Annotated in this window: 21 protein-coding genes and 1 tRNA gene; 11 read left to right on the forward strand and 11 right to left on the reverse strand. The window is 66.5% G+C overall.

Features of this window, described 5'->3' with window-relative positions:
* Positions 1–17 precede the first annotated feature (17 nt).
* Both polA and EJC47_RS14315 read left to right on the forward strand, forming a co-directional pair.
* Positions 18–2771: a DNA polymerase I gene (polA, locus tag EJC47_RS14310; protein WP_126848656.1), complete on the forward strand. Its 2754-nt coding sequence runs from the start codon at positions 18–20 to the stop codon at positions 2769–2771.
* A complete protein-coding gene (locus tag EJC47_RS14315; RefSeq protein WP_126848637.1) occupies positions 2768–4288 on the forward strand; it encodes a lipopolysaccharide biosynthesis protein in 1521 nt (506 codons plus the stop codon). Before polA ends, EJC47_RS14315 begins: the two co-directional genes overlap by 4 nt.
* A 22-nt stretch (positions 4289–4310) precedes the next feature.
* Here EJC47_RS14315 and purH read toward each other — a convergent pair whose 3' ends face one another.
* From purH to EJC47_RS14335, 4 genes are all read right to left on the reverse strand, one after another.
* Positions 4311–5876, reverse strand: a complete 1566-nt coding sequence (gene purH / locus EJC47_RS14320) for a bifunctional phosphoribosylaminoimidazolecarboxamide formyltransferase/IMP cyclohydrolase (protein ID WP_126848638.1) — start codon at positions 5874–5876, stop codon at positions 4311–4313.
* A gap of 66 nt (positions 5877–5942) precedes the next feature.
* The gene (locus EJC47_RS14325; RefSeq protein WP_185867678.1) at positions 5943–7703 is read right to left on the reverse strand and encodes a heparinase II/III family protein; all 1761 of its coding nucleotides are present in this window, start codon (positions 7701–7703) and stop codon (positions 5943–5945) included.
* Positions 7704–8366, reverse strand: a complete 663-nt coding sequence (gene rpe, locus EJC47_RS14330; protein WP_126848639.1) for a ribulose-phosphate 3-epimerase — start codon at positions 8364–8366, stop codon at positions 7704–7706.
* Positions 8367–8412: 46 nt separating this feature from the next.
* Positions 8413–9687, reverse strand: coding sequence for an RsmB/NOP family class I SAM-dependent RNA methyltransferase (locus EJC47_RS14335; RefSeq protein ID WP_126848658.1), 1275 nt, complete (start codon positions 9685–9687; stop codon positions 8413–8415).
* Positions 9688–9812: 125 nt separating this feature from the next.
* On the opposite strand from EJC47_RS14335, the gene EJC47_RS14340 reads away from it, so the two are divergent.
* Entirely contained in the window at positions 9813–9992 is a 180-nt protein-coding gene (locus EJC47_RS14340; protein WP_126848640.1) for a DUF1674 domain-containing protein, read from the forward strand.
* Positions 9993–9998: 6 nt separating this feature from the next.
* Here EJC47_RS14340 and EJC47_RS14345 read toward each other — a convergent pair whose 3' ends face one another.
* Together EJC47_RS14345 and tsaD are read right to left on the reverse strand one after the other, a co-directional pair.
* Entirely contained in the window at positions 9999–10970 is a 972-nt protein-coding gene (locus EJC47_RS14345) for an NAD(P)H-dependent glycerol-3-phosphate dehydrogenase (protein WP_126848641.1), read from the reverse strand.
* Complete coding sequence (gene tsaD / locus EJC47_RS14350) at positions 10967–11998, reverse strand: tRNA (adenosine(37)-N6)-threonylcarbamoyltransferase complex transferase subunit TsaD (RefSeq protein WP_126848642.1); 1032 nt, start codon at positions 11996–11998, stop codon at positions 10967–10969. Before tsaD ends, EJC47_RS14345 begins: the two co-directional genes overlap by 4 nt.
* 83 nt (positions 11999–12081) lie before the next feature.
* Here tsaD and hemC point away from each other — a divergent pair, with 83 nt between their 5' ends.
* The 3 genes from hemC to EJC47_RS14365 are packed head-to-tail and all read left to right on the forward strand — an operon-like array spanning position 12082 to position 14760.
* Positions 12082–13002: a hydroxymethylbilane synthase gene (gene hemC / locus EJC47_RS14355; protein WP_126848643.1), complete on the forward strand. Its 921-nt coding sequence runs from the start codon at positions 12082–12084 to the stop codon at positions 13000–13002.
* A complete protein-coding gene (locus EJC47_RS14360) occupies positions 12999–13682 on the forward strand; it encodes a uroporphyrinogen-III synthase (protein ID WP_126848644.1) in 684 nt (227 codons plus the stop codon). The genes hemC and EJC47_RS14360 overlap by 4 nt, the downstream gene beginning before the upstream one ends.
* A 31-nt stretch (positions 13683–13713) precedes the next feature.
* On the forward strand, positions 13714–14760 hold the full coding sequence (locus EJC47_RS14365) for a hypothetical protein (protein ID WP_260591589.1): 1047 nt from the start codon (positions 13714–13716) through the stop codon (positions 14758–14760).
* On the opposite strand, the gene EJC47_RS14370 is transcribed toward EJC47_RS14365, so the two are convergent.
* Positions 14757–15554: a DUF72 domain-containing protein gene (locus tag EJC47_RS14370; RefSeq protein WP_126848645.1), complete on the reverse strand. Its 798-nt coding sequence runs from the start codon at positions 15552–15554 to the stop codon at positions 14757–14759. The genes EJC47_RS14365 and EJC47_RS14370 overlap by 4 nt on opposite strands.
* A 157-nt stretch (positions 15555–15711) precedes the next feature.
* Positions 15712–16548 (reverse strand): helix-turn-helix transcriptional regulator, encoded by an 837-nt coding sequence (locus tag EJC47_RS14375; protein ID WP_126848646.1) that lies wholly within the window; start codon positions 16546–16548, stop codon positions 15712–15714.
* Between the two features lie 96 nt (positions 16549–16644).
* Between EJC47_RS14375 and EJC47_RS14380 the strand changes: the two genes are divergently transcribed.
* Positions 16645–17541: an SDR family oxidoreductase gene (locus EJC47_RS14380; protein WP_126848647.1), complete on the forward strand. Its 897-nt coding sequence runs from the start codon at positions 16645–16647 to the stop codon at positions 17539–17541.
* 122 nt (positions 17542–17663) lie between these two features.
* On the opposite strand, the gene EJC47_RS14385 is transcribed toward EJC47_RS14380, so the two are convergent.
* A complete protein-coding gene (locus EJC47_RS14385) occupies positions 17664–19985 on the reverse strand; it encodes a GH92 family glycosyl hydrolase (protein WP_126848648.1) in 2322 nt (773 codons plus the stop codon).
* 288 nt (positions 19986–20273) lie between these two features.
* Positions 20274–20348 (reverse strand) — tRNA-Gly (locus tag EJC47_RS14390).
* 200 nt (positions 20349–20548) lie between these two features.
* On the opposite strand from EJC47_RS14390, the gene EJC47_RS14395 reads away from it, so the two are divergent.
* The 3 genes from EJC47_RS14395 to EJC47_RS14405 are packed head-to-tail and all read left to right on the forward strand — an operon-like array spanning position 20549 to position 22289.
* The gene (locus EJC47_RS14395) at positions 20549–21445 is read left to right on the forward strand and encodes a tetratricopeptide repeat protein (RefSeq protein ID WP_033967525.1); all 897 of its coding nucleotides are present in this window, start codon (positions 20549–20551) and stop codon (positions 21443–21445) included.
* Positions 21442–22080: an LON peptidase substrate-binding domain-containing protein gene (locus tag EJC47_RS14400; RefSeq protein WP_033967523.1), complete on the forward strand. Its 639-nt coding sequence runs from the start codon at positions 21442–21444 to the stop codon at positions 22078–22080. Before EJC47_RS14395 ends, EJC47_RS14400 begins: the two co-directional genes overlap by 4 nt.
* A gap of 11 nt (positions 22081–22091) precedes the next feature.
* Entirely contained in the window at positions 22092–22289 is a 198-nt protein-coding gene (locus tag EJC47_RS14405; protein ID WP_033967521.1) for a hypothetical protein, read from the forward strand.
* Between the two features lie 70 nt (positions 22290–22359).
* Here the strand turns inward: EJC47_RS14405 and EJC47_RS14410 are convergent, their stop codons facing one another.
* Entirely contained in the window at positions 22360–23577 is a 1218-nt protein-coding gene (locus EJC47_RS14410; protein WP_126848649.1) for a UbiH/UbiF/VisC/COQ6 family ubiquinone biosynthesis hydroxylase, read from the reverse strand.
* Positions 23578–23703: 126 nt separating this feature from the next.
* On the opposite strand from EJC47_RS14410, the gene EJC47_RS14415 reads away from it, so the two are divergent.
* The coding region (locus EJC47_RS14415; protein ID WP_185867679.1) for a DNA translocase FtsK 4TM domain-containing protein at positions 23704–24529 on the forward strand (826 nt) is incomplete at its 3' end.

Below are 24529 nucleotides of genomic sequence, written 5' to 3' on the forward strand. Positions count from 1 at the left end.
TGGGCTATCCACCCGCAATGCCGCATCTCTATCTTGTCGATGGCTCGGGGTATATCTTCCGCGCCTATCACCGCCTCCCGCCGCTCACCAACATTCATGGCGAGCCGGTCGGTGCCGTTTACGGCTATACCACGATGCTGTGGAAACTGGCCGATGAACTGCACAAGGCCGATGGGCCGACGCACATGGCGGTCATCCTCGACAAGTCGAGCAAGACCTTCCGCAACGATCTGTACGATCAATATAAAGCGCATCGCCCGCCCGCGCCCGAGGATCTGGTCCCGCAATTCCCGATGATTCGCGATGCCACGCGCGCCTTCTCGCTGCCGTGTATCGAGACCGAGGGGCTGGAGGCCGACGATATCATCGCCTGCTACGCCAAAGCCGCGCTGGCGCAGGGCTGGGCGGTGACGATCGTCTCCGCCGACAAGGATCTGATGCAGTTGATCGAGCCTGGCCTCGATCTGTACGACACGATGAACAACCGCCGCCTTGGCGCGGAGCATGTCCGCGAGAAGTTCGGCGTCGAACCCGCGCAATTGGGCGACGTGCTCGCGCTTATGGGCGACAGCGTCGACAACGTCCCCGGCGTCACCGGCGTAGGCCCCAAGACCGCGTCCAAGCTGATCGCCGAACATGGCGATCTCGAGGGCGTGCTCGCCGCCGCGCCGACGATGAAGGCCGGCAAATTGCGCGACAATCTGATCGCGCAGGCCGATAATGCGCGGCTGTCCAAGGTGCTGGTCACGCTCAAATGCGACGAACCGCTGCCGCAGCCGCTCGACGAGCTCGAATTGCAGGGCATTCCCGACGCGCCGTTGCGCGCGTTTCTGGAGCATCACGGCTTCAAGTCGCTGATCGCGAAATTGTCCGCCGTAGCCGATGCCCCTGTCGCGGCACCGAAAGCGGTGCCGACCGAGCAGGACCCGCCCTGCGATCATGATTCGTATGAAACCGTGGTCGACGAAGCCGCGTTGGAGCGCTGGATCACCATCGCGCGCCACCAGGGCTGGATCGCGATCGACACCGAGACCACCGGAATCGATGCCACGCGCGCCGAACTGGTCGGAATCAGCATGGCGCTGCATCCCAATCTCGCTTGCTACGTACCTCTGGCACATGGCGGAAGCGGGCTCTTTGCGGAAAAACCGGTGCAGTTGAGCGCAGAGGTCGCGGTGGCCAAGCTCAAGCCGCTGTTCGAGGATCCGGGCGTGCTCAAGATCGGGCACAATCTGAAATACGACATGATCGTGCTCGGCCGCTTGGGCGTGAATGTCGCACCCTTTGACGACACCATCCTGATGAGCTTCGATCTCGATGCCGGGCTGCACGGCCATAGCATGGACGAACTCGCCGCGACGCATCTCTCGCACAGCTGCATCGCCTTCAAGGACGTGGTCGGCGTCGGCAAATCGCAGCGCACCTTCAACGAAATCGATCTCGACGCCGCGACGCGCTATGCCGCCGAGGATGCCGATGTGACGCTGCGTCTGTGGCGGCGGTTCAAGCCACGCTTGCCCGCCGAAGGCGCAACGCGCGTCTACGAAATGGTCGACCGCCCGCTCGTCCCCGTCATCGCGCAGATGGAACGCCACGGCATCAAGGTCGATCGCGAACGCCTCGCGCAGCTGTCTGGCGAGTTTTCCGGGCAGATCGGCGCGCTCGAAGTCGAAATCCATGCGCTTGCCGGTGGCCCGTTCACGATCGGCAGCCCCAAGCAATTGGGCGACGTGCTGTTCGAACGCATGGGCATCAAGGGTGGCCGCAAGGGCAAATCGGGCGTCTATTCGACCGACGTCAACGAACTCGAACGCATTGCCGCCGACCGCGATTCGCCGGGCAAGGACATCGCCACCAAGGTGCTCGAATGGCGGCAATTGTCGAAGCTGAAATCGACCTATACTGATGCCCTGCAAGCGCAGATCAACCCGGCGACGGGCCGCGTGCATACGTCCTACAGCCTGACCGGCGCGCAGACCGGGCGCTTATCCTCGACCGACCCCAATTTGCAGAACATCCCGATCCGCACCGAAATCGGCCGCCAGATTCGCGATGCCTTCGTCGCGGAGCCGGGCAACGTGCTGCTCGCCGCCGACTATTCGCAGATCGAGTTGCGGCTCGCTGCGCACATGGCCGACGTACCCGCGCTGCGCGAGGCGTTTGCCAGCGGGGCCGACATTCACAGCATGACCGCGCAGGAATTGTTCGGCGAGGTCAATCGCGACACGCGCGGGCGCGCCAAGACGATCAACTTCGCCATCCTCTACGGCATCAGCCGCTGGGGCCTGGCCGGGCGGCTGGATGTGACGGCGGACGAAGCGCAAGCGATGATCGACCGCTATTTCGACCGCTTCCCCGGCATCCGCAACTATATCGCCCAGACCACCGAGAGCGTGCGCGAGACCGGCTACACCACCACCCTGTTCGGGCGGAAAACGCATTTCCCGCGCATCGCCTCCAAGGTGCAGCATGAGCGCCAGGGGGCCGAACGCGCCGCAATCAACGCCCCGATACAAGGCACCTGCGCCGACATCATCAAGCGCGCGATGGTGCGGATGGGCCCCGCCTTGATCGAGGCTGGCCTGCCCAATGTACGGATGCTGCTACAGGTGCATGACGAACTCGTCTTCGAACTGCCCGAAGGCGATGTCGCCGCGGCCAAGCCGGTGATCGAACGCGTGATGGCAACCGCCGCCGAGCCCGCGGTGACGCTCAGCGTTCCGCTGGGCATCGAGATCGGCACCGGGCTCAGCTGGGGGGCCGCGCATTGAGCGCTCTCGCAGGCGTGACCGGCGGGCAAAGCACGGAAGAAATCGACGCGCTGGCCAAAGGTGGCCGCACCAACATCATCGGCTTCATGATGCGGCTGGTCGCGCGGCTGCCGTTCCTGTTCATCGCCGGCCGACTCTACGGCCCGGATACGCTCGGCACCTTTGCGCGTGCGGTGTTGTTCGTCGAGGTCGCGGCCTTGCTCGCTACCTTCGGGCTTAAGCGCGGGCTGGCGCAAGCGATCGCGGAGGCGGACGAGCGACCGCATGTCCAGATCGTATGGGATTGCCTGGTGGTCGCCGCAATCGCGTCGGGCCTCGCCAGCGCCGCGCTGATGCTGGTGCCCGAGCTGATGTATCACGGTAGCAGCCCGACTCTGCTCGAACGCCTGCTACCCTGCATCATCGTCGCCAGCGCGTGGTCCGACATCATGCTTGCCGGCCTCGCCTATCGCCGCAACGTTCAGGCGACGGTGACTGCGCGCGCGGTGATCGAACCGTGGACGATCTCGATCGCGGCGGGCGTGCTGTATCCAATCGCGCGGCATGACGGGCTGGTCATCGCCTATATGCTGTCGATGATCGCCGCGCTGGCGGCATCCGCCGTTCCGTTCGTGCGCAGTTACGGGCGACCGCATGGCTGGCGGCTGCACCCGGCACGCACCATCGCGCTGATCCGCCGCAATGCCCCGCTCGCCGGGGCCGATGCGCTGGAATGGGGTACGCGCAATGTCGATCGCTCGATCCTGTTCCTGATGTTCGAACCGCGCATCGTCGGCATTTACTGGATGGCGCAGCAGGTCGCCTCGATTCCGGGGAAGCTGAAGACCAGTTTCGACCCGATCCTGGGCCCGGTCATCACCACCAGTCTCGCGCGCGGCGACAATGCCGGCGTGGCCAGCCAGGTGCGGCAAGTCGGCTTCTGGATTCTGGCGGCGCAGACCGGCCTCGCGATGATGGGCTCCATTCCGGGCGAGGCGGTGATGGGGACGGTGGGCCCGCAATTCGTCGCGGGGACGGCGGCGCTCGCGTTCCTGCTGTTCGCGGAAGCGGCGGCCTCGACCGGGGCGGTGTGCGAATCCGCGCTCGTCTATATCGCGCGGCTGCAGAACATGGCGATTTCGATCGGGATGCTGCTGTTCCAGGTGGGCCTTAGCTTCGCGCTGATCTTCGGGATGCAATGGCTCGGCTGGCCGCTCGAATATCAGGCGGCGGGTCCGGCGATCGCGCTGTTCCTGTCGGTCGCGCTGACGTCGATTATCAAATCCAACTATCTGGCACATTTGCTCAAGGCGCGCGTCGCGGGCTGGCGCTGGCCGATGGCGTGGGCGGTGCTGGCGGCGGGGCTGGTCGGCGGAGCGTTCACCCTGCTGCCGCACCGTTTCGAATGGGCGGAGCTGCTGATCGGCGAACCCGCCATCGCCGGTGTCTATCTGTTCGTGCTATATCGCTTTGCGTTCGGTCCAGAGGACCGCGCCTTGTTCCGGCGGATGCCGGGGGCGGAAGCGGTCGCCGCCTGAACGGCGACCGCTTGATGCCGCCTCAGTGGCGGAAGTGGCGAACGCCGGTGAACACCATCGCGAGGCCCGCTGCATCGGCCGCTGCGATCACTTCATCGTCGCGGATCGATCCGCCCGGCTGAATCACGGCGGTCGCGCCCGCCTCGACTGCTGCCAGGAGCCCGTCGGCAAACGGGAAGAAGGCATCCGATGCTACCGCCGAACCGATCGTGCGCGGAGTTGCCCAACCCGCCTTTTCGGCGGCGTCCTTCGCCTTCCACGCGGCGATGCGCGCGGATTCGAGGCGGTTCATTTGCCCCGCGCCAATGCCGGCCGTGCTGCCATCCTTGGCGTAGACGATGGCGTTGGACTTGACGTGCTTGGCGATGGTCCAGGCGAAACGGCAATCGGCCAGTTCCTCGGCGGTCGGCTGGCGCTTGGTCACGACCTGCAGCTCGGGGTTGCTCGCGCCATCGCGCGTCTGCACCAGCCAGCCGCCGGTGATCGCCTTGGCGAGCAGCCCGGCGCGCGCCGGATCGGGCAGTTCGCCGGTCAGCAGCAACCGCAAATTCTTCTTGGCGGCGAAGATCGCCAGCGCCTCTTCATCGGCATCGGGCGCGACCACCACTTCGGTGAAAATCCCCGAAATCGCGCGCGCCGTCGCCCCGTCCAGCGCCCGGTTAAGCGCGATGATTCCGCCAAAAGCCGAAACCGTGTCGCACGCGAAGGCGGCGGCATAGGCCTGTTCGAGCGTGGTGCCGGTAGCGACGCCGCACGGATTGGCGTGCTTGACGATGACGCAGGTCGGCGCAGCCTCGCGGAATTCGCTGACCAGATCGAGCGCGGCATCGGCGTCGTTGAGGTTGTTGTAGCTGAGTTCCTTGCCCTGCACCTGCCGCGCCTGGCCGATGCCGCGCGCGTGCGGGCCGCTGGCGGTGTAGAACGCCGCCGACTGATGCGGGTTCTCGCCATAGCGCAGCGCCTGCCCGCGCTTCAGCGTCAAGGGCAGCGTCTCGGGGAAGCGTTCGCCCTGGTCGGCAAAGGCGAACCACTGTGCGATCATCCCGTCATAGGCGGCAGTCGCCGCATAGGCCTTGGCGGCGAAGCGACGGCGATCGGCGAGCGTCGTGCTGCCTTGCGCCACCACCGCATAATCCGCCGGATCGGTGACGATCGCGACAAAGGCATGGTTCTTGGCGGCAGAGCGCACCATCGACGGGCCACCAATGTCGATATTCTCGATGATCTCATCGCGCTCGGCGCCCTTGGCGACGGTCGCCTCGAACGGATAGAGATTGACGACGACGAGATCGATCGCGCCGATGCCATGTTCCTCCATCGCGGCGACATGGGCGGCATCGTCGCGCACGGCGAGAAGCCCGCCATGCACCACCGGGTGCAGCGTCTTGACGCGGCCGTCCATCATTTCTGGGAAACCGGTCAGGTCCGAAATGTCGCGCACGTTGAGACCCGCCTCGCGCAGCGCCTTGGCGGTGCCACCGGTCGAAACGAGTTCGACGCCTGCCTCGGCAAGCGAACGGGCGAGATCAACGATACCGGTCTTGTCGGACACCGACAGCAGCGCGCGGCGAATGGGGATGGTGGTCATGGTTGCTCCAGGGGATGGCTTTGCGCGTCCCTGCCCGCTCGCCCGCGAAGATTCAACCGGTGCGGTTTATCCCGCGCGCTTGAACGCCCAGCTCACACTCGCCCCACCCGCAGGCGATTCACCGGTGATGACGAGTTGCATCGTCGCATGCGGGCGGCCATCGGCATCGATCCACACGCTTTCCTCGACCGCCAGCGTGCCGCCGCGACAGCGGAACTGCCACAATCCGCCACCGGGCAACCGTAACAGCGCGGCAAGTCCGTCGGCAGTCGGCGAAACCTGCACGCCCACGCCCAGGTGAAAACGGACGGCGAAGCCGGTCGCCGCCAGCTTGCGGCGCTTGGTCGCGGGGAGCAGCATGTCCTCGCCGCGCAGCTCGCGCCCGTCGCTCGCCAGAATGAGCTGGCGGCGATGGAGAAAACCGAAGCGGCGGGCATAGCCATCATGGCTTGCCTCGACGCGGCTCAACCCCTCGCTCTCCTGCCGCGCAAGTTCGACCTCGGATACGCCGCGCCCGAGCGTGCCATCGCTATGGATCGCGGTCGAATTGCTATCCCCAACGATCAGCGTCGAATGCGCCGCTGTAGTCCGCAACCCTTCGGCCAGCGCCGCCGGAAGCTGCACGACGCCCGCGCGCGCGCCGCCGCAATTGACGACGAGCCGATGCGGGCCATCGGACATTTCGAACGCCAGCGTCGATGCACACCCGCCCTCGACCAAACGCGCGATCGGCGGGGGTGCACCGTCGAGAATGACGACGGTGGATCCGGCCGCCAAACGCTGATAGCCCCACTCGCGCGCCTGGCGGAGTGGACGCGTGCGCACGCCCGTTGCCGCGATGATCTGGTCGAGCGCCGCCGCCCCAACCGGCGCGCCGCCTTGCCAACTGCTGACATCGCGGTCGCCATGGCAGACGCCGAGCAAGGCGGGAACGAGCGCCGCGATCGCGTTGGTGACACTCGTCGGCGCTTCAAGCCGTCGCGCGGCATAGACTTCGCGGAGTGCGGTCAACAACATCAGCAGATCGACCTGTGCGGCGGGCGCGCGCGCGACGTTACCGCCATCTTCGAAAATCGATGCGGCCAGCGCCTTGGTAAGCGCGGCTTCGGTGGCACTGCGCCGCACATCGCCGCCCGGGATCAACAACCCGGCTGCGACCACGCCGCACATCGCCGCAACGCGCGGCGCGCCCGGCGCGGCCTTTTCCGCCCCGCGGTCGATATGCCGCGCGCCGCGCGCCAGCGTATTGAGAACACGGCTGCGGTAGACGAGATCGGTCGATGACAGGATAAGCGGTGCGTGCGCGGTCCACAGCAGGATCCGCCGCCCCCACAGATCGGCGCGCCACGCCGGTTCGCTGACCGTGTCGGCATGGGCATCGAGCCAACGCCGCATCAGCGCCTCGGCAATGGGGATTCCCTGCGCGCGCGTGGCCACGGTGGAGAGATCGCGCAGCCACGAAAACCCGTGCAGATACTCGGCAAAAGCCTTGGAAAAATCCGGCTTCACCAGATCGAGCGCCGCGATCGCGCGAGATTCGCCACGAAAGCTCAGTCGACCATCGAGCAATGCGTTGCCACGCCTGGCATCGCCCAAAAAGGGATCGTCCGGCACCGCGATCAGCTTCAGCGGGTGCCGACCCTTCAACCGCATTCCGTGAATGGGCGTCCGCCAGGTTAGCCGATGAAAGCGTTCGGCCAGACGTTCGGCCAGCGACAACCCTTTGTCTCCCCCTTGGCGGATTAGCCGCTTGCCTTCGTCGATGCTGTCGCCCTGCACATTGGGGCCGGACTCGATCGGGGCTCCAAGGGGGGACAGCTCAACCATCTAGCCGCGCAGGCCCGCGATATTGGCGGCGTAGGCCGCGGGGCCGCCGCGGAAGGTCGCCGTACCCGCGACCAGCGCATCGGCCCCGGCAGCAATCGCCCGGGGCGCGGTGACAAGATCGATGCCGCCATCGACCTCCAGATCGACAGCATAGCCGCCCTTGTCGATCATCTTGCGCACCGCCTCGATCTTGCGCAGCGAACTTTCGATGAACGCCTGCCCGCCAAAGCCGGGATTGACGCTCATGATGAGGACAAGGTCGACCTCTTCCAGCAGATAATCGAGCGCCTTGGCCGGGGTCTGCGGGGTCAGCACCACGCCGGGGCGCTTGCCCAGGCTGCGGATGTGCTGGAGGCTGCGATGGGTATGCGGCCCCGCTTCGACATGGATGCTGATCGTATCCGCGCCCGCCTCGGCAAAGGCGTCCAGATACGGATCGACCGGCGCAATCATCAAATGCACGTCGAGCGGCTTGGTGGTGTGCGGGCGGATCGCCTTCACCACCGCCGGACCGATCGAGATATTAGGCACGAAATGCCCGTCCATCACATCGACATGGATCCAGTCCGCACCCGCAAGATCGATCGCGCGGACTTCCTCGCCCAATTTGGCGAAATCGGCGGACAGGATCGACGGCGCGATACGGACAGGACGGTATGTCATAAGCCTTCAGCCTCTAGCATGGCCACGACGCCGGGCAAGCAAGGGATTATCCGGTGCGGCGCAGCCGTGCGATGAAAAAGCCGTCATTGCCGCCGGGATCGACCATGCCGGGAAGCGTGCGCACCCAACCGCCGGGATTGGGCACGATGCCAACCGGAAGCGCGTCCTGCGCAACGGGCTCGATCGCATAATCGCTGCGTGCGGCCAGAAAACGCTTCAACTGCGCCTCTCCCTCGGCCGGTTCAAGCGAACAGGTCGCGAAAACAAGCGTCCCGCCCGGCTTTACCCAATCGGCGGCACGGGCAAGCAATTTTGCCTGCAACGCGGCCAGTTCGGTGATTTGCGAGGGACGGACGCGGTGCAGCACGTCCGGGTGACGGCGAAAGATCCCCGTCGCGCTGCAGGGTGCGTCGAGCAGCACGGCATCTGCGGGAGCCGATGGCGACCACAAGAGCAGATCGGCCGCGATCACCTCTGCCGTCAGATGCGTGCGCTCCAGATTTTCGCGAAGTCGCGCCAGACGACTTTCCGAAGAATCGACCGAGGTGACGCTCCAGCCTGCGCTCGCGAGTTGCATCGTCTTGCCGCCGGGGGCGGCGCACAGGTCCAGCGCAACGCCGGGGCCACGCCCGAGCAAGCGCGCGGGCAGCGAAGCGGCGATATCCTGTACCCACCAACTTCCGTCCTCGAATCCCGGCAATTCGGGCACATGCGCCGAGGGCAGGCGCACATGGCCGGGCAGCAGCGACACGCCGCCCAGCGCCTCCGCCATCGCAGCCGTAGTGGCCGGATCGGCCAGCGTCAGGTCGAGCGGTGGCGGGGCTGCCATTGCGCGCTCGGCCGCCTCGATCCCGTCATCGCCCCAGGCGGCATGCCACCGGATCGCCACCGGATCGGGCAGGGTCGGCTGTTCGGGAAGCTGGTCGCCGCCGCGCATCAACGTGCCGAACACGCCGTGGACGAGCTTGCGCGGGCCGCCATCGACCAGCGGCAGCACGGTCGAGATCGCGGCGTGCGGCGGCGTGCCGAGCGACAAGGCCTGGACGAGCGCGATGCGCAGCGCAAAGCGCGCCTTGGCATCATCGGGCAGCCGCGTCTTGGTCGCCGAATCGATCAGCGCGTCGAGATCGGGCAAGCGGCGCAGTACTTCGGCGGCGATGGCATGGGCCAGCGCCCGGTCGTCGGCACGCTCGATTCCCGCCGTTGCGCGCCCGATCGCCGCCTCCAGCGGCAGGCCCTGGCGTAATACGGCATCGAGCAGGCGCAGTGCCGCGCGCCGCGCGGGAACACCCGGCGGATCGACCGGTTCGGGCTTGGGCATATAGCGGCGGGGCGGCGGAAGGGTCAAAAGCGGGGTCTCACAATAGCAGGCGATGGGTTGAATTGGGCGGAAAGACCGCCGATGTCACGCGGCATACGGCATCATGCCGCCCCAAGGACACCTCCATGGCCCGCCGCCCGTCGCATGTGAAGCCACCTGCCTATCTCAGCGCGAACCCGCCGCTGCCGCAGCCCGAGCCGAAACCGGCGGCGATGGCCGGGCAAAGTGCGAAGGGCGACCCCGATGGCCTTGATCCCACCCGCTATGGCGATTGGGAGTCAAAGGGTATCGCGATCGACTTTTAGTAGCGGCTATTCCGGGCGTAGCGGGCGCGCGAGCAGCGCGCCCACCACGGCATGGACTTCGCGCCCGTCAAGCAGCGCGCACACCGCCTCCACCACCGGCATGTCGACGCCCGCTGCCGCCGCCGCATCGCGCAGCACTGGCGCGGTGAACGCGCCCTCTGCGACGGTCAGGCGATCGGCAAGCAGATCCGCCGCGCGCTTGCCCTGGCCCAATCCCATGCCGAGCGAGAAATTGCGCGAACTGGTCGACGAACAGGTCAGCACCAGATCGCCCAACCCCGACAGGCCGCTGAGCGTTTCCGCCCGCGCACCGCGCGCCAGACCGAAGCGCGTCATCTCTGCAAAGCCGCGCGCGATCAGCGCGGCGCGTGCATTCTGGCCGAGCCCCGCGCCCTCGACCACGCCGCACGCGATCGCGAGCACATTCTTGACCGCCCCGCCAATCTCGGCACCGATCACATCGGTCGAGGCATAGGGGCGAAAGCTCGGGCTGGCGAGCCGATCGGCCAGCGCCGCGCCGAGCGCAGCGTCGGCACAGGCCAGCGTGACTGCGGTCGGCTGCCCCGCCGCCACTTCATGCGCAAAGGTCGGGCCGGACAGCACTGCAATCGGCGCTTCAGGATGGAGCTGTTGCGCCACTTCGCCGACCAGAAACTGCGTCCCCGCCTCAATCCCCTTGGCACACAGCACCAGCGGCGTCGTGCCGACCGGGGTTTCGGCCAACACCGCGCGGACGTGCTGCGCGGGCGCGACGACCAGCAACGCATCGCACGCCGCGAGATCCCCAAGCGCGCCGGTCGCCCGGATCGAGGGCGGCAGCGCAATGCCTGCGAGAAAGCGGCTATTCTCGTGCGTCTGGTTGATCGAAGCGACCACGTCGGGCTCGCGCGCCCATAGCAAGACAGGATCACCGCCGCGCGCGGCAACCTGTGCCAACGCGGTGCCCCAGGCCCCGCCGCCAATGACGCCGATCTTCATGCCTTCACCCCCGCGCCGCGCACCGCTTCGGCCCCCGGATCGAGCGGCCAGCGCGGCCGCGCGGCAATGTCGAGCGGGTCGGTCAAACCTTCGGCAAAGCGCTCCGCCCCGGCCCAGCCGATCATCGCAGCGTTGTCGGTACACAGCCACAAAGGAGGTGCGACGAAGCGCAAGCCGTTATCGTGTGCCAGCGCGCTTAGCGCGCCCCGCACCGCGCCATTCGCCGCAACCCCGCCCGCGACCACCAGCGCCGTCGCCCCCGCGGCACGATCAAGCGCGCGCGCGGTGCGATCGAGCAGGCAATCGATCACCGCTGCCTGGAACGAGGCGGCCAAATCCTCGACGCTCCATGTCTTGGCGTCGTGTGCGCGCACCACCGCACTTTTCAGGCCCGCGAAGGAGAAATGCGGCTCGGCCGATCCCTTCAGCGGGCGTGGCAATGGCACGATCGGCCGCCCCAATGCCGCTGCGGCCTCGACCGCCGGGCCACCGGGGAAGCCCAGCCCCAACACCTTGGCGGTCTTGTCGAACGCTTCCCCAGCCGCATCGTCGATCGTGGTGGCGAGGCGGCGATAGCGCGCAACGCCTTCGACCAGCAGCAACTGGCAATGCCCGCCCGACACCAACAGCAAGAGATAGGGGAAAGCGAGATCGGGATCGGCCAGGCGCGGTGACAGGGCGTGGCCTTCGAGATGGTTGACCGCGATCAGCGGCTTGCCCGCCGCATGCGCCAGCGCCTTGCCCGTGACCAGCCCGACCATCACCCCACCGATCAGGCCCGGCCCGGCGGTTGCCGCAATCGCATCGACATCGGCCAGCGTTACCCCGGCATCGGCCAATGCGGCTTCGACCAGTGGGGCCAGCACTTCGACATGTGCGCGCGCGGCGATTTCGGGCACCACCCCGCCAAACGGCCGGTGCGCTGCCTCCTGTCCCGCCAGGCGGTGAGCGAGGACGCGCCGGTCAGACGAAATCACCGCGGCGGCGGTTTCGTCACAGCTCGATTCAAGACCAAGGATCAGTGCCATGCGCCGCCCCTAGCGTGTTGCGCGGCGCTTGTCGAAATCGGGTGGTTTCGCCAAGAGGGGTATCACGAAACCAGAGGACCCGTGTGACCCATCCGCAATTCAGACTCGGCACGCGCGGATCGTCGCTTGCGCTCGTCCAGGCCAATATGGTGCGCGACACGCTGGCCCGGGCGCATGGCTGGACCGCCGATGCGATCGAGATCGTTACGATCAAGACCACGGGCGACCGCGTGCAGAATGTCGCGCTCGCCGAAATCGGCGGCAAGGCACTGTGGACCAAGGAACTCGACCGCGCCTTGCTGTCGGGTGAGATCGATTGCGCGGTGCATTCGATGAAGGATGTCGAGACGATCCGCCCCGCCGACATTGCGATCGCGGCGATGCTGCCGCGTGCCGATGTCCGCGACCGGCTGATCGGGGCCGAAAGCATCGCCGCACTGCGCCGGGGCGCGGTGATCGGCACCAGCTCGCCACGCCGAGTCGCACAATTGCGACGGATACGCCCCGATCTGGCGACTGTGCTGTTTCGCGGAAATGTCGATACGCGCCTGGCCAAGGTCGCGGCGGGTGCCGTCGATGCCTCCATGCTGGCGGCAGCAGGGCTCGACCGGCTTGGCCGCCCCGATGTCGGTGTCGCCATCGCGATTGACATCATGCTGCCCGCGCCCGCGCAAGGCGCGGTCGGGATCGAGGCGCGGGCGAGCGACACGCGAATGCTCGGCTGGCTCGCCGCAATCGATGATGCAGCGACGCACTGCTGTGTGCTGGTCGAACGCGCCTTGCTCGCCGCATTGCAGGCCGATTGCCATTCGCCGGTCGCTGCGCTGGCGACACGCGACGGCGACACCATCCGCCTGCGCGCCGAATTGTTCGCCGAGGATGGCAGCGCACACGTTTCGGGCGAAGCTTGCGCGGCCGTTGGCGATGCCACGCTCGCCGCGCGGCTGGCGGCCGATTTGCTGGCGCGGGCTCCGGCGTCGGTACGGCGGCTGTTCGCGGCGTGACCACACTGGCGGTGTTGCGGCCCGAGCCGGGCAATGCCGCCACCGTCGCCCGCGCACAGGCCGCCGGGTTCGCAACACTATCACTCCCGCTGTTCGCGGTGGGCGCGCTTCCCTGGGATGTCCCCGATCCCACACTCTACGATTCGCTCATTCTGACCAGCGCCAACGCGCTTCGGCTCGGCGGGCCCGGGCTCGAAGCGCTGCGGGAACTCCCCGTGCTGGCGGTCGGGCCGCATACGGCGGCGGCGGCACGCGCGGCGGGTTTTGACGTCATTGCGACCGGTGACGGCAACGCCGCCGACATAGCGGCCATCGCCACCGCGCACGGGCTTGCCAACGCCTTGCACCTCACCGGTCGCGATCGCACGCTGGAGCGGGGCGGAGCCGTTGCGGCGGTGGTGCCCGTCTATGAAAGCGTCACCATCCCCGTCGATGATTCAGCGCTTCGCGCGCTCGCCGGAACCACCGCGTTGTTGCATTCGGCACGCGCCGCGCGCCGACTGGCGGGGCTGCTCGAACATCTGGGGATGGATCGCGCGGCCCTGGACATCGCCGCCTTCAGCCCGGCAATCGCCACCGCCGCCGGGCGCGGTTGGCGCGCGCTCGCCATCGCGGCGACGCCGGACGATGCCGCCTTGTTTGCTGCGGTGGAGGCGCGCGGCGGCACGACGAGCCGTTGACCGCCCGCGTCATGGCCCCGATAAGGCGGCTATGGACGACACACCGCCTCCCGTCCCCGAAACCGCGCCCGCTCGTTTCGATTCGCCGCAGGTCGAGCCGGTCGCGGCGCGTACCGTGCCGCCCTTCGTGCCGCCCCCGCGGGTCGCGACGTCGGACGGCCTCGGCTGGCGGCGGGCGATCGCGCTCGGGCTGATCGCGTTCCTGATCGGGGCGAGCGCCACCGCTTTCGTCATCTTGCGCCTCGTCCGGGGCGGCGACACCAAGCCGGTCGCCACCGTCACGCTACCGGTTGGCAGCAACGGACAAGCGCCGGTCGTAATCGTGCCGAGCAAGACCAACGCCCCGGTCCCGACGATCGACCTTGCCGCCTTGTCCAGCCGCGAAGTCGAACTGGCCGACAAGATCGGCGATCTGGAAGCACGGTCGGGAACGATCGATCGCGATGCACGGCGTGCCTCTGGCTATGCGACGCGGAGCGAGGGGTTGATGGTCGCCTTCGCCGCGCGCCGTGCGCTCGACCGCGGGCTCAATCTGGGGTTTCTCGAGGATCAGTTGCGCGAACGCTTCGGTAGCGTGCAGCCTGCAGCGATCGCCACCATCGTGCAAGCCGCGCGCGAACCGGTGACGCTGGAGGATCTGCGCATCGGGCTCGACGGGGTTGCGCCCGAGCTCATGACCGGGATGGCCAGCACCGGCTGGTGGCAAAGCCTGAAACGCGAACTCAGCAATCTGGTGGTCGTGCGCAAGGCGGGAACACCTTCGCCGCTGCCGGTCGATCGCGTCGCGCGCGCGCGCCGTTTGCTGGATGCCGGGCAGGTCGAGGCGGCCCTCGCCGAAGTTTCGCGCACACCCGGTGCCCCGCGGGCGGAGCGCTGGACGAGCGCAGCACGGCGTTACATCGCAGCGCGTCGCGCACTCGACACGATCGAAAGTGCGGCGCTTTTTGCCCCGAGTGTCAATGCCGCGCCCGCTATAGCCGTCGCGCCCGCGCCAGCACCGGCGGTTCGGACCGCACAGGGCGCGGCTGCACCCGGCGGCGCAACGCCACAGCCGGAGTCGGCCCCCCAGCCGCGCTAGCCGTCGATCCGTTCGATCAGTGCCATCGCCCCGGCCGGCGCGCGCACCTTTGCGCCGTTGATGAAGAACACGAAGGTATCGCGGGGGACTTCGGGCGCAGGCTCGGCAAAACGCACCAGGGGATCGCGTGCCTCGCCCCGGGCCCAGCCGCGCGCCACATCGGCCCAGCGATCCAGCGCTGCAGGCGCATAGCCGGTGGGTTCTTCCTCCACTGCGGCTTCGAGCCGGGCATAGACAAAGTCGCCGCTGACATCGGCAATCGCGGGATAGTCCGCCGAATCGGCATAGACAATCGCCACACCGGCGGCCCGCGCCAGCGCGACGAATTCGGGAACCTGGAAACTGGCGTGTCGAACCTGCACCGCGTGACGTAACGCGACCCCATCTTGGTGCCGCGGCAGCAGCTTGAGGAAGGCCCCGAAATCATCGGGATCGAACTGCTTGGTTGCCATAAACTGCCATAGGATCGGCCCCAGCCGATCTCCGAGCTCGACAATCCCTTGCCCCGTGAAGCGAGCGATCGACTCGCCTGCTTCGGCCAGGACCTTGCGGTTGGTGCAATAGCGCGAGGCCTTCAGCGCGAACACAAAACCGTCTGGCACCGCCTTTGCCCAGGAAGCGAACGTCGCGGGCTTTTGCGACGAATAATAGGTCCCGTTGACCTCGATCGCGGTCAGCCGTGCCGCCGCATATTCAAGTTCGCGCTTGATCGGCCATTTATCGGGGAAAAACACCCCGCGCCACGGCTCATAGGTCCACCCGCCAATGCCGATTCGGATTTTGCCTGTGGTCATGGGGCCGAAGCTAAACCAGACGCGCATCGCGTGCCACCGCCGCGATGCCGGTATCTACGGGACTGCGAAAGTTGGAAATCCTGGCTTTTCGGCCTCTGTCACGGCGCGGACTGGTCGGCGAGTGGACGATCTCCGTTTCGGGGCCGCCCGATCTCCATCAATCGTCATGAGCGTCCAACAGCGCGCGCAGTCGATCGGCATCCGCTGGCGTGGCGGGGTTGTATATGATCATCCCGAGTTCGGGCCGCCCTTCGACCGCGAAGGACGAGAATTCCATGGCAAGCAGCCCCGCCTCTGGGTGATGGATGCGCTTTACCCCCTCGCCGTGCGCCACCACATCATTGTCTTGCCACAGGGCCTCGAACTGCGGGCTCACGCGACACAATTCACTGACCAGCTTGGTTACTGCCGCGCTGTTATTGGCACCGGCGCGCGCTACGTCCGCGCGAAAGCCACCGACAACGAAGCGGGCGACGCCGTCCCAATCCGCGTTTCGGAGGCGGACCTGGTCGCTCCCGAACATCAGGCGGAGGATGTTGCGGTCTTCGCGCGGCAGCTTGGCATAATCGGTCAGCAGCAGCGCCGCCGCCCGGTTCCACCCGACAACATCCCACATTGCTGTTTTGACGATCGCGGGGCTCAGCACCATCCCGTCCAGCACGCGTTGCAGCCGGGGGGAGATCCCGTCGACGGCCTGGTAACGCGCCTCCGGCGGGCGGCCGAGGCCCAGCATGTAGAGGTGCTCGCGCTCCGGCTCGGTCAGCATCAGCCCTTTGGCAATGCGGTCCAGTACGTCGGCTGATGGCGCGCCACCGCGCCCCTGCTCCAGCCAAGTGTACCATGTCGGGCTGATGTTCGCGCGGCTGGCAACTTCCTCGCGGCGCAGCCCCGGCGTACGCCGTCGACTGCTGTCGAACCCTAATGCCACAGGGTCAAGGCGGGTGCGGCGGTCGCGAAGATAGGCTCCGAGCAGGTTGGGCGTTTCGCCGGCCATGATCGATCCTGTTACGGGTTATACCATGATAAGGTCACTACTTTAACAGGTTCTCCTGGATCGCGATATGCCGCCCCGGCACAAGGAGACTATTTTATGCGCGTGTTCCTGACCGGCGCGACCGGGTTCATCGGCTCGCACGTCATTCCCAAACTCTTGGATCGCGGCCATCAGGTGCTCGGTCTCACCCGTTCCGAGGCCGGTGCCAGGCACCTCGAAGCGGTCGGCGTCGAAGTCCACCGTGGCGACCTCGAACAGCCCGAGACGCTCGCCCGCGGCGCTGCGGCGGCCGATGCCGTGATCCATTGCGCGTTCGATCACAATTTCCAGACATTTTTCGAGAATACCAAGAAGGACCAACGCAACATCGCCGCGATGGGCGAGGCGCTGGAGGGGACGCAGAAGCCGATCCTGATCACCTCGGGCGTTGGCATCGGCACGCCGCTCAACGGCGGCCCGGCGACCGAGGACGTGCTAAACCCGCGCCACGCCAATCCGCGTATCGCGACCGAGCTTGCTGGCGCGGCGCTGATCGCGCGACGCATCGATGTCCGCACCATCCGGCTGCCGCAGGTCCACGACACTAGCAGGGCCGGACTGATCACGCCGCTGATCGCCGAGGCCCGCCGATCCGGTGCGATCGCGTATCTGGGCGAGGGCAAGACCCGCTGGTCTGCCGCGCACGTCAGCGACGTCGCCGAGCTTTACGTCCTGGCACTGGACAAGGGCGAACCGGGCGCGCGCTACAATGCGTCGGTGGAGGAGGGCGTCACGGCGCGCGCCATCGCTGAAGCGATCGGGAAGGGAAGCGGGCTGCCGGTCCGCTCGATCGCGGCCGACGAAGTCGAACGCTATTTTGGCTGGATGGCCCCCTTCGCAGCGCTCGACATGGTCGCGTCGAACGCCTGGACGCGCGCGCGGCTGGGATGGGAGCCGACGGGACCCGATCTGCTCACCGACCTCGCCGCAATGGACTATTCGGCGCTCGCCTAGGGCGCATCGACCGCTGTTGCGGGCCATGCCCGTGCCACCAGGACCGCCGAAAACCGCAAATATCGAACCTGAACGGACAGCGTTACGGTGAAGCGCCCAGGCACCTCCGCGTGCCTTCGACCTCATCGCGTCTGACTGCTCGAATACGGTCGATCTGCAGGTCGAGCCGCCCACGCCGTGTTTGGCTTCGATTGCATAGTGAACCGCAACTCTCCGCCCGCCATGATCTGGTCGTGACGCAGATAGGCGCGGGTTATGGGGACACCGTTCAAGCTGACGGATCGCACAAACGGATGGCTGTCGTCGAGCCCGTCCGCCACGATGGTGAGGCGCTTACCGTTAGGCAGCGTTAAAGTCGCCCGATCGACGAACGGCCGACCAATCACATATTCGAGGCTGCCTGGCGTCACCGGGTAGAAGCCCAGCGCCGTGAAGACCAGCCATGCCGACATTTGCCCGAGGTCATCATTGCCGGACAGACCGTCGGGGGTCGGATGATATTGGCTCTCGACGATCTGTTTCAGCCGCGCCTGGGTACGCCACGGCGCGCCAGCATAGCTGTAAAGATAGGCGACGTGATGGCTCGGCTCATTGCCGTGGATGTACTGGCCGATCAGCCCGGCGATATCCTCGGCGTGGCTGTAATCCAGCTTCGAAGTGTCGTAATCGAACATCGCATCGAGCTTGGCAATCGTCGCGGCATCGCCGCCGAGCGCGGTCGTCAACGCCGCCTGGTCCTGCGGTACGAACCAGCTATATTGCCAGGCGTTGCCTTCGGTATAATCCGATCCGTAATTGATGGCGGTCGGGTCGAACGGGGTGCGGAAGCTGCCGTCCGCCTTGCGCGCGCGAACGAAACCGGTTCTTCCATCGAAGCTGTTGCGCCAGTTGTGCGCGCGCTTCTCGAAGGTCGCGGCGACGTCGCTGCGCCCCATCGCGCGTGCCATGCGGGCGATGGTCCAATCGTCATAGGCATATTCGACGGTCTTCGAGGCGGCTTCTGGCTCGCGGTCGATCGGTACGTAGCCAAGCTTCATATAGTCGCCGAGACCGCCGTAGGGGGCATAGGTCGCACTCGCCACCATCGCGGCGAGCGCGGCGTTTGCATCGAACCCGCGAATCCCTTTCAGATAGGCATCCGCGATAACCGGAGCGGCATGATAGCCGATCATGGTCCAGGTCTCGCGTCCCTGGAACTGCCATACCGGCAGGATGCCATCGGGGCTGTTCTCGCGGCTCGCAACGAGCGAGCGCACCACGTCGTTCGTGGTGCTGGCCGGTTGCACCAATGTCAGCAGGGGGTGTTCGGCGCGAAACGTATCCCATAGCGAGAAGGTCGAGCGGAAAGTATAACCGGTTGCGCGATGCACTTGGTTGTCGGGCCCGCGATACCGGCCGTCGGCATCTCCAGCCACCGAAGGGGCTAGCAGGCTGTGATACAACGCCGTGGCAACGCTCTTCTGCATCGCGACGGGTGCTGCGATCTCGAGGACGTCGAGCGCTGCGCGCCAGGCTGCGGTCGTGCGGGCGTGCACGGCATCAAAATCGCCGGGTTCGCTGGCGAGATTGGCAACCGCGCCCGCCTCATCGACCGATGAAATCGCGATCTTCACCTCGAGTGGACACGTGAGTGCGCCGAAATCGAGCCGCGCGACGAGCGCGCGGCCCGATCGTTCCGCGACGGCGTCGGTTCCTCGCCCCGGGCCCTGGAATCCGCGGTAAGCGACGTCCTTCTCGGTGCTAATGAAGGCGTGCCCGGCGAGCGGGGTTGAGAAGCGCATCGCTAAATACAGTTTGCGGTCCGGTGCCCATCCGCGCGTCTCCCGCGCGCCGACCAGCGTGCCGTCCGGCATCAGCCGAAGCGAGGCCCACAAGACCTTGCCCGGATAATTGTAGAGCGATGACCGCAGATCCAGCACCAGATGCGCGGCCTTGCCCGGGGCGAAGGTGTACCGATGCACCCCGATCCGCGTGCCCGCAGTCATCTCGGCTCGCACGGCTGGATCGGTCAGGGTCACGGCGTAATAGCCCGGGGTGGCCACCTCGCTTGCATGATTGAAACGCGATCGATAGCCCGACCCCGGCTTGGCCACGTCGCCGGGCTCGAGCGGGACAGCATCGCCCGACGTCGGCATCACCAGGAAATCGCCGAGATCGGAATGCCCTGCGCCCGAGAAATGGGTCGCTGAAAAGCCTTCGATGGTCGGGTCGGAATAGCGATATCCCGCCGCCCATTTATAGCTGTCGCGGATGACATGGCCGGTATCGGTATCGGGGCTCAGCTGCACCATGCCAAACGGTGCCGCAGCCCCGGGGAAGGTATGCCCTTCACCACCCGTCCCGATCATCGGATCGACGTGGTCGAAGGTGGATTGTGCGCCAAGCGGCGCGGCGGCGAGCGCAGCGATCAAAATCAGCGGCAGGTGTATACGGGCAATCCTCATAGCACGCTTAGAGCATTGCTGCGCGTTCGGCGGAAGGCCGCGCATCGGACCGTATCAACGGATGTCGCTTCCGGGAGCGTCAAAAATGGCGGCAGGCAAAAAGCAGGTAGCTCAACCTTGGGCCCGGCTGGGTCGATCGGAAGATCGAACGCCGCACACCGCCAGACTTCAAATTCGCGTCAGCCCCCGTCGGGACATAGGAGAAGGCCCGCGATCGGTGCGACTCCAAGGGGATTTCAGGTTTTGGTGCCGGAGCAATTCACGCTGTGAACTGCCGATTCGGAAAACTGGAGCGGGCGAAGGGATTCGAACCCTCGACCCCAACCTTGGCAAGGTTGTGCTCTACCCCTGAGCTACGCCCGCTCTGGCGTTACGGCCCAATCAGTCGCTGACTGGGCGGGTAAGGCGGCGGGCTCTAACAGCGACATGCGGACTCGGCAACCCCCTTATCGCAGCAAAGTGCATTCCCTGCCCCAATCATGCGAAAAGGGTTGGCTTCGCGGCCTGAGCAACCACATAAGGCCGGGCACACTGGATTGGAGCGACACTTGGCTACCCTGGGTATGAGCAGCGCCGAACGCGAAGCCGTGGAAAGCTTCCGCCGCGACGTCGTCGAACCGTCGATGACCAAATTGGTGATCATCGATTTCTGGGCAGAATGGTGCGGGCCGTGCAAGGCGCTGACGCCGCTGCTCGAAAAGGTTGCTGCCGCTTATGCCGACAAGGGTGTGGTGCTGGCCAAGATCGACACCGACAAGAATCAGTTCATCGCCGCGCAATTCCAGATCAAGTCGATCCCGACCGTCTATGCCATGTTCCAGGGGCAATTGGTCGCGGACCTGACACCCGCGCGCAGCGAGACGCAGTTGCGCACCATGCTCGACCAGATCTTGAAGCAGCTGCCGATCGAAAGCACCGAGGCAAGCCTGGAAGCCGAACTCGAACCGCTGATCGCGATGGGCGAGCAGGTATTGGTCGAGGGCGATGCCGCGCGTGCCGTCAGCGTATTCACACAGCTCGCCGAAATGGCCCCCGAGCATCCGGCCGTTCTTTCGGGAATGGTGCGCGCGCTGGTTGCCGACAAGCAGACCGATGCCGCCGAAGCGGCGATCGCGGCGTTGCCCGAAGAGATAGCCAAGCTGCCCGAGATTGAGCGCGCGCGCAGTGCGCTGGCGCTGGCCCGCGAGGCCAAGCCGGTCGATGATCTGGCTGGGCTTGCCGCCGAAGTCGCTGCCAATCCGCAGGATTTCGACAAGCGTTTTGCCCTGGCCGGTGGCCAGATGGCAGCGGGTGACCGCGACGGGGCTGCGGCCACGCTGCTGGCGATGATCGCCGATGACCGCAGCTGGAACGAGGGTGCCGCGCGGACGCAGTTGCTCAAGCTGTTCGAGGTGGTCGGACTCGAAGATCCGTGGGTGTCGGCGCAGCGGCGCAAGCTGTCGGCAATCCTGTTCGGGTGACGACGACGCGGCTCTCGATCTTCCCGCTGGCAGGGGCATTGCTCTTCCCGAGGATGCATTTGCCGTTGCACATCTTCGAGCCGCGCTATCGCGCGATGATTTCCGACGCCATGGCGCGCGACCGGCGAATCGGCATGGTGCAGCCGCGACCCACCCTCCCCGCGAACGCCGCCAATCGCGTCGAACGGCCCGCGCTGTTCGACATTGGCTGCGTCGGCAAGATCGCCGAGTTCGAGGCAAGCGAGGACGGACGCTACAACCTCATCCTCGAAGGGCTGTCGCTGTTCCGGATCGTGCGCGAGCTGGATGTGGCCACGGCTTTCCGCCAGGTCGAGGCCGAACTGATCGCTGGCCCTGCCAGCCCCGAAATGCTTTCGCTGTCGCGCCGCTCCGCGCTGGAAAGCGAATCGCGCACCTTTGCCGATGCGCAGGGCTATGCGGTCGATTGGGACGCGGTAGCGCGGCTCGACGACGAATCGCTGGTCAACGGGATCGCGCAGATCGCCCCGTTCGACGTCGCGGCAAAGCAGGCGTTGCTGGAAGCCGGCGGTATCGAGAACCGCGCCGAACTGATCATCCAGCTCATGCAGTTCTTCGGGCGGCATGACGGCGAGGATTCGGTGACGCTGCAATAGAGGCAAGCGCAATGAGCAAGGCCAAGCGCAAGGGCCGCCTCGGCGGCGCGGCGATGATGATCGGGATGTTCTTCGCCACGCTGTTCGACCCGAAAAAGGCGGCAGCGGTGGAACATGTCGCTACGCAGCGACGGATTGGCAACGAGGACGCGCGTATCGCAGCGACAGCCAGTGCGCCGCCTGCCGCCGGGGAAAATGTGCGCAACTGACCACGGCTCTGCGGGCTACCGGTGGACGCGCGACCCCAATCAACGCAGCGACCTGCGCCGCCGCTCGCGGCTAAACCGTCATTCCCTGCAGCAGCTTGGGTACGTCGCCGCTCTCGCCGCGCGCTTCGGCGATGAAGCGGCGCTTTAGCGGGGGCATGTGCTGCACGGCCGACAAGCCGAAACGCCGCACCGCGTTGGCGGTCTTGCCCGGCACGCCGAACAGCCGCGTGAGCCCATCGGTTGCCGCCGCCACCATGAAGGTGTCGAGGCTGCGCCAACGATCATAGCGTGCGAGCAACTGCGGATCGCCGAGGTCGAGCCCGGTGCGCTTGCCCTCGACCAGCACTTCGACCAGGGTCGCCACGTCGCGGAAACCGACATTGACACCCTGGCCCGCGATCGGGTGGATGCCGTGCGCGGCATCGCCAACCAGCGCCAGCCGGTTCGACACGATCTTGGCAGCATGGTGAAAGCCGAGCGGATAGCTCATCCGGTTGCCGAGCGGTCCGAGCGTGCCGAGAAAGCCACCGATCCGCTTGTCCGCCTCGGCCAGCCAACCGCGGTCGGACAGCTTCATCATCCCCGGGGCCTGATCACGCGTCACCGACCAGACGATGCACGAGCGGTGGCCCTGATCGTCATCGTTGAGTGGCAGGATTGCGAACGGACCATCGGGATAGAAGATCTCGAAGGCGATGTTCTCATGGGGGTGTTCATGGTGCAGCGACGTGACGATCGCAGCATTGTCATACGTCCAGCGCGCGACACGCAGGCCCGCCGCCTCGCGCGTCGGTGAATTGCGACCTTCTGCCGCGATCAGCAGCGGCGCGGTGATGACCGCGCCCGAATCGAGCGTGACGGTAACGCCGTGTTCGCCGCGATCGACCGCGACTGCCCGAGTCTTCATCCGTACGTCCACCCTGGGCGCGGCCGATGCCGCTTCGAACAACGCCGCGCGCAGCCGTCGATTCTCGACCATATGCCCAAGCGCATCCTCGCCCGCATCCGGCTCGAAATCGAGCGCACCGGGCTCCAGCCCATCGCTGACGCGAATCCCCTGGATCGGGCAGGCAAAAGCAGCAAGACGATCGGCCACACCGATCGCACCGAGCATCCGCCACGGCGCACCGGCAATCGCCGAAGCGCGGCCGTCAAAGCCGGCGGCAAGGATCACCTCCGGATCGGCGATGTCGATGATGATGGCGCTGAGCCCGTGCCGATCGAGCGCCACGGCGAGCGCGCTGCCGACGAGCCCGCCGCCGAGAATGATGACGTCTGCTTGGTTCATAGCCCGCTGTAGCGCTTCGGCGGGGGCGTGCCAACGGCTTCGCCCCACCGCTCCAGCCTTGACGCAAGCCCGCGCGCGCGCGATGATTCCTGGGGACAGACAGCGAACATTTGGGATTTGGAAAGCATGGCGAGCCGCGCGCAGCCACCGTTGTGGCGTGAAACCGTCCGGGCCGGCGCGGTGCGCAGCGGCGCGTTGATCGCTGCGATCGCGCTGGTGACGTTGGTGGTGGTGATCGTGATTGCGCTGGCGAGCTATCATGCCAGCGATCCGTCGCTCAATACGGCTTCGGCCGGCCCGGCGCGCAACTGGTTGGGGCGCGGCGGGGCTTTGGTCGCCGACGGAGCCTTCTGGTTGCTGGGTCCGGGAATCGCGCTGTTGCTACCGACGCTCCTGCTGATTGCTTTGCGACTGTGGCGCGACGTGCCCGTTGGGCGTTGGCGGCGGATATTGCTCACCGCAGCGGGCGGCATCGCGTTGCTCGGCTCCGCATTCGCGCTGGTGTCCGGCGCGGCGGTGGGGTGGTTGCCGGCCGGGTGGGGCGGGATCCTCGGCCTTGCCGTGTCGGACCTGCTCCGCGCCGCGATTGCGCTGATCGGGAATAGCGAGGCGGTGCTGTGGACGACGCGCGGTGCGGCCGCGATTGTCGGCCTCTGCGGGCTGGCGCTATGGGCCTATAGCTTCACCATCGACATGGCCGAACGACCGGCCCGCGCGCCACGCGAGCCGAAGCGACTGACCGACCGGCGCGGCGCAGCAGAGATCGAACCCGAGCGATTCGTGCCCGAATCGCCGCGCAAATTGTCGATGCCGCGTGCGGTGGCGACCCCCGATGTCCGACCGGGTCCGGTCATTTCCGAACGGCAAATGACGCCGGTCACCACCGCCAAGCCGCGCGAAAAGCAGACGTCGATGGACTTCGGCGACAAGTCGCATTTGCCTTCGGTCGATC

It is taken from the genome of Sphingomonas sp. TF3, assembly GCF_003985085.1.
Lineage (GTDB): Bacteria > Pseudomonadota > Alphaproteobacteria > Sphingomonadales > Sphingomonadaceae > Sphingomonas.

Bases quoted from the DNA above. Each gene is read 5' to 3' on its own strand.
- tsaD (WP_126848642.1), bottom strand. From the start codon at position 11,998: ATGGCACTGATCCTTGGTCTTGAATCGAGCTGTGACGAAACCGCCGCC.
- EJC47_RS14375 (WP_126848646.1), bottom strand. From the start codon at position 16,548: ATGGCCGGCGAAACGCCCAACCTGCTCGGAGCCTATCTTCGCGACCGC.
- EJC47_RS14380 (WP_126848647.1), top strand. From the start codon at position 16,645: ATGCGCGTGTTCCTGACCGGCGCGACCGGGTTCATCGGCTCGCACGTC.
- polA (WP_126848656.1), top strand. From the start codon at position 18: ATGCCGCATCTCTATCTTGTCGATGGCTCGGGGTATATCTTCCGCGCC.
- EJC47_RS14340 (WP_126848640.1), top strand. From the start codon at position 9,813: ATGGCCCGCCGCCCGTCGCATGTGAAGCCACCTGCCTATCTCAGCGCG.
- EJC47_RS14395 (WP_033967525.1), top strand. From the start codon at position 20,549: ATGAGCAGCGCCGAACGCGAAGCCGTGGAAAGCTTCCGCCGCGACGTC.
- EJC47_RS14335 (WP_126848658.1), bottom strand. From the start codon at position 9,687: ATGCCCAAGCCCGAACCGGTCGATCCGCCGGGTGTTCCCGCGCGGCGC.
- EJC47_RS14345 (WP_126848641.1), bottom strand. From the start codon at position 10,970: ATGAAGATCGGCGTCATTGGCGGCGGGGCCTGGGGCACCGCGTTGGCA.
- EJC47_RS14365 (WP_260591589.1), top strand. From the start codon at position 13,714: ATGGACGACACACCGCCTCCCGTCCCCGAAACCGCGCCCGCTCGTTTC.
- rpe (WP_126848639.1), bottom strand. From the start codon at position 8,366: ATGACATACCGTCCTGTCCGTATCGCGCCGTCGATCCTGTCCGCCGAT.
- purH (WP_126848638.1), bottom strand. From the start codon at position 5,876: ATGACCACCATCCCCATTCGCCGCGCGCTGCTGTCGGTGTCCGACAAG.
- EJC47_RS14405 (WP_033967521.1), top strand. From the start codon at position 22,092: ATGAGCAAGGCCAAGCGCAAGGGCCGCCTCGGCGGCGCGGCGATGATG.
- EJC47_RS14385 (WP_126848648.1), bottom strand. From the start codon at position 19,985: ATGAGGATTGCCCGTATACACCTGCCGCTGATTTTGATCGCTGCGCTC.
- EJC47_RS14410 (WP_126848649.1), bottom strand. From the start codon at position 23,577: ATGAACCAAGCAGACGTCATCATTCTCGGCGGCGGGCTCGTCGGCAGC.
- EJC47_RS14370 (WP_126848645.1), bottom strand. From the start codon at position 15,554: ATGACCACAGGCAAAATCCGAATCGGCATTGGCGGGTGGACCTATGAG.
- EJC47_RS14325 (WP_185867678.1), bottom strand. From the start codon at position 7,703: ATGGTTGAGCTGTCCCCCCTTGGAGCCCCGATCGAGTCCGGCCCCAAT.